General features: G+C 72.3%; 6 protein-coding genes. 4 read left to right on the forward strand and 2 right to left on the reverse strand.

The window, feature by feature from the left end:
* On the forward strand, positions 1–1,615 hold a 1,615-nt coding region (locus tag ACI379_RS16650), incomplete at its 5' end, for an LLM class flavin-dependent oxidoreductase (protein WP_439793247.1).
* The gene (locus tag ACI379_RS16655) at positions 1,612–1,935 is read left to right on the forward strand and encodes a winged helix-turn-helix transcriptional regulator (RefSeq protein ID WP_439793248.1); all 324 of its coding nucleotides are present in this window, start codon (positions 1,612–1,614) and stop codon (positions 1,933–1,935) included. The genes ACI379_RS16650 and ACI379_RS16655, both read left to right, overlap by 4 nt.
* A gap of 44 nt (positions 1,936–1,979) precedes the next feature.
* Here the strand turns inward: ACI379_RS16655 and ACI379_RS16660 are convergent, their stop codons facing one another.
* On the reverse strand, positions 1,980–2,294 hold the full coding sequence (locus ACI379_RS16660; RefSeq protein ID WP_439793249.1) for a GNAT family N-acetyltransferase: 315 nt from the start codon (positions 2,292–2,294) through the stop codon (positions 1,980–1,982).
* Between the two features lie 302 nt (positions 2,295–2,596).
* Entirely contained in the window at positions 2,597–2,914 is a 318-nt protein-coding gene (locus ACI379_RS16665) for a GNAT family N-acetyltransferase (protein ID WP_439793250.1), read from the reverse strand.
* Between the two features lie 132 nt (positions 2,915–3,046).
* Here ACI379_RS16665 and ACI379_RS16670 point away from each other — a divergent pair, with 132 nt between their 5' ends.
* Positions 3,047–3,466 carry an META domain-containing protein gene (locus ACI379_RS16670; protein ID WP_439793251.1) on the forward strand — a complete coding sequence of 140 codons (420 nt, stop codon included), beginning with the start codon at positions 3,047–3,049 and terminating at the stop codon, positions 3,464–3,466.
* A gap of 111 nt (positions 3,467–3,577) precedes the next feature.
* A partial coding sequence (locus ACI379_RS16675; RefSeq protein WP_439793252.1) for an ABC transporter ATP-binding protein occupies positions 3,578–4,130 on the forward strand: 553 nt, incomplete at its 3' end.

The raw sequence follows: 4,130 nt of genomic DNA on the forward strand, positions 1-4,130 counted from the left end.
CCTCGAGTTCGGCGTCTTCGTCACTCCCGATGCCGGGCGGCTGCCCGACGTGCGCGCACTCGTGCAGCTGGCCGACGTGACGGGTCTGGACCTCTTCACCGTCCAGGACCACCCGTACCAGGAGCGGTTCGTCGACGCGTGGACGCTGCTCACCCTGATCGGTGCGCAGACCAGCAGCGTCCGGCTCAGCCCCAACGTGGCCAACCTGCCGCTGCGACCCCCGGTCGTGCTCGCCAAGGCGGCCGCGACGCTCGACCTGGCCACGGGTGGCCGGGTCGAGCTCGGCCTCGGCGCGGGCGCCTTCTGGGACGCCATCGTGGCGGCCGGCGGACCCCGTCGTACGCCCGGCGAGGCCGTCGAGGCGCTCACCGAGGCGATCGAGCTGATGAAGCAGTTCTGGCAGGGCGGGGCCATGCGGTTCGAGGGGCAGCACTACACCGCCCGTGGACTGCACGCCGGCCCCGTGCCCGCCCATGACATCCCTGTCATGCTCGGCGCCGTGAAGCCGCGGATGCTGCGGCTGACCGGTCGGGTCGCCGACGGCTGGCTGCCGAGTGCCTCGTGGGCCACGCCCGACAAGCTCGACGAGATGAACGCGATCATCGACGAGGCGGCCGAGGCCGCGGGCCGCGCGCCCGCCTCCGTACGGCGCCTGTACAACGTCGGACCCGACCTGCTCGGACCCGACCCGTCGGACTGGGCGGAGAGGCTCGCCGAGATCACGCTGACCCACGGCATGAGCACGTTCATCCTGCCCACCGACGAGCCCGACGTGCTGCAGGTGTGGGCCGAGGAGGTCGCGCCCGCGACCCGCGAGCTGGTGGCGGTGGAGCGGGGGCGGCGTGCCGTGAGCGGGGTCTCGACAGGCTCGACCGACGGGGGCGGCTCGACCGACGAGGGGGCCGCGGCCGGCGAGGAGGCCGCGGCCGGCGAGGGGGCCGCGACCGGCGAGGTCTCGACAGGCTCGACCAGCGATGCGACCGCCGAGGTGATCAGCGACCTGCGTCCGATGCGGGTGCAGCCGACCCCGGACGACGGCACTCGCCTCGTGGCCGAACAGCCCTGGGACGAGTCGACGCGGCCCACGTACATCGACGGGACCGACGACGAGCTGCTGCGCGAGGCCGAGGCGTCGCACTTCATGGACGTCCACGACCACCTGCGCGGCGAGCTCGCCCAGGTCCGCGACATCCTCGGACAGGTGCGCCGCGGACAGATGGGCGCCGGTGAGGCGCGGTCGGTGATCAACCAGATGACGCTGCGCCAGAACAACTGGACGTTCGGCGCCTACTGCGAGTCGTACTGCCGTATGGTCACCAGCCACCACACGCTGGAGGACCGCTCGGTCTTCCCGCACCTGCGCCGTACGGTGCCGGGCCTGGCGCCGGTGCTGGACCGGTTGGAGGAGGAGCACCACGTGATCCACGACGTGCTCGACCGCTTCGACCGGGCCCTGGTCACGCTGGTCGGGTCCGAGGAGGGCAGTGCGCAGGGCCGTGAGGCGCTCGACGGGGTCCAGCACCACCTCGACCTGCTCACCGACACGCTGCTGTCGCACTTCGCGTACGAGGAGCGGGAGCTGCTGCGTCCGATGGCCCGGGCGGGTCTGCAGTGAGCCACGATCGGGCCTGCTCGGAGGTGCACCAGGTCCTGGCCCTGCTCGGGCGGGCCTGGGCGGGCGCCGTGCTGTGGTCGCTGCTCGGGGGCGCCGAGCGGTACGGCGAGATCCGGGCCGGCGTGCCGGGCGTCTCCGACGCGGTGCTGAGCGCGCGGCTCAAGGAGCTCTGCGAGTACGGCCTGGTGGAGCGCCTGGTGGAGCCGGGGCCGCCCACGGCGGTGAGGTACCGGCCCACCGCAGTCGGTCAGGACGCGCGCGCGGTGCTGGAGTCGATCCGCGACTACGCGCAGCGGCACCCGGGGGTCTTCGCCAGGTAGGGCCCGGGCCGGTCGTGCAGGTGGGCGGTCGTGCGGGAGGGCGATCAGCGGGGGATCGCCGCGACCGCGCCGGCGGTCGGGGTGTTCACGTACTCGAGCCACTCGGGGTTGCGGTTGATGTACGCCTTGACGAACGGGCAGAACGCCACGATCCGCAGCCCCTCGTCCCGGGTCAGCTCGAGTGCCCGCTGGACGAGTGCGCCGCCCAGGCCGTGGCCGGAGTAGTCCTCGTTGACCTCGGTGTGGAAGAAGACGCGTGCGCGTTCGTGGTCCACGAACTCCACGTGTCCCGCATCGTGGTCACCGATGGTGATCTGGAACCGGGTGGGGTCGCTGTGCCGCGTCACCGAGTCGCTCATGGAGTGCACTGTGACACAAAAGGACCACCATGTGGAACCTTGAGTAGTCCATTCGTGCCATCTGGGGGATGGCTCGCACGGGTACGTGTGGGTGCGTCATACGTACGGCCTCTGGCGGGGCGGTGCGTCATGCGAACCCGAACCTATTGGTGCGGATCCGTCTGACGGAGGGCCGGGCCGGGGACGGCTTGTATGACGCAGGGCAGCCCCCGAGGCGGCTCGTCTGACGCAGGGCGCCCCGCGGCACTTCGTATGACGCAGGCGACCCCGCGACAGTTCGTATGACGCAGGCCGAACCCCGCTCAGCCCCGCGGGATCGCGCCCAGCGTCTCCTCGGTGGGGGCGTCGACGTGCTCGGCCCACTCGGGGTGCTTCTCGACGTACCCCTTGACGAACGGGCAGACCGCGACGATGCGCAGGCCCTCGTCGCGGGTGGCCTCCAGCGCCTGGCTGACGAGGATGCCGCCGAGGCCCTGACCCTTGTACGCGGGGTCGACGACGGTGTGGAAGAAGACGCGGCTGCCGGCGTGGTCCACGAACTGCGCGAACCCGCCCGCCGCGCCGTCCACCTGGATCTCGAAGCGGTCGGGGCCGGTGCTGCGGATGACGGTGGTGTCCATGGCCCCACACTCGCACACCCCGGGACCTTCGCCCCTTGTCCGTCGCTCCCGGCCCTCCGTACGGTCGCCGCAGGGCCGCCCGCCGGGTGGGCCGTACGCCGCAGCCGCCGCTGCCCGTCGAGAGGACGCCCGATGTCCGTTCCGTCCCGGCCGCTGCTGGCAGCCGCCGCCCTCCTGCTCACCCTCGGCGTCTCCGCGTGCGGCAGCGACGAGCCGGCCGACAAGGCCACCGACGAGCCCACCTCGACGCAGACCCCCACCGAGACCCCGCTCGAGGTCGCCGGGACGTGGGGCGCGCCCGAGGACGAGCAGCCGTACCTGGAGCTCGCCGAGGACGGCAACGTGACCGGCTCCGACGGGTGCAACCGCCTGATGTCCGCCTGGGAGGCCGACGGCGCCACCGTCACCTTCGAGGCGGTCGCCAGCACCCGGAAGGCCTGCCCGGACGTCGACACCTGGCTCTCCGGCATGGCCACCGCGACCGTCGACGGGGACACCCTCACGGTCCTCGACAAGGACGGCGGAGAGATCGGGACGCTCGCCCGGCAGTGAGCCGGCAGTGAGCCGGCCGTGAGCAGGCGCTGGGCCGGCACCCACGCCCCCGCCGGGCGTCCGCATCGTGAACGGACGCCCCCTTTCGGTCGCGCCTGACAGACTCGGGACATGACGGAGGAGAGCAGCAGGGGGTCTCGCGTCCGCGCGGTGGCTGCGGTCGCCCACGACCTCGTCAAGGTGTACGGCTCGGACGAGGCCGAGGTGCGCGCCCTGGACGGGATCACCGCCGACCTGTACGCGGGTGAGTTCACGGCCGTGATGGGTCCGTCCGGTTCGGGGAAGTCGACCTTCATGCACTGCCTGGCGGCGCTCGACACCCCCACCGCGGGCGAGGTGGTCGTCGCCGAGGCGCCGCTGAGCACCCTCAACGACAACCAGCTCACGGCGTTGCGCCGGGAGAACATCGGCTTCGTCTTCCAGGCGTTCAACCTGATCCCGACCCTGACGGCGGAGGAGAACATCCTGCTGCCGCTCAACCTCGCCGGGCGCAAGCCCGACCGGGAGTGGTTCGACCAGGTCGTCGACGCCGTCGGTCTGCGTGACCGGCTCAAGCACCGGCCGTCGGAGATGTCGGGCGGGCAGCAGCAGCGGGTCGCGTGCGCGCGCGCCCTGGTGAGCCGTCCGTCGATCGTCTTCGCCGACGAGCCGACCGGCAACCTCG

Source organism: Nocardioides sp., assembly GCF_051876515.1.
Taxonomy (GTDB): Bacteria; Actinomycetota; Actinomycetes; order Propionibacteriales; family Nocardioidaceae; genus Nocardioides.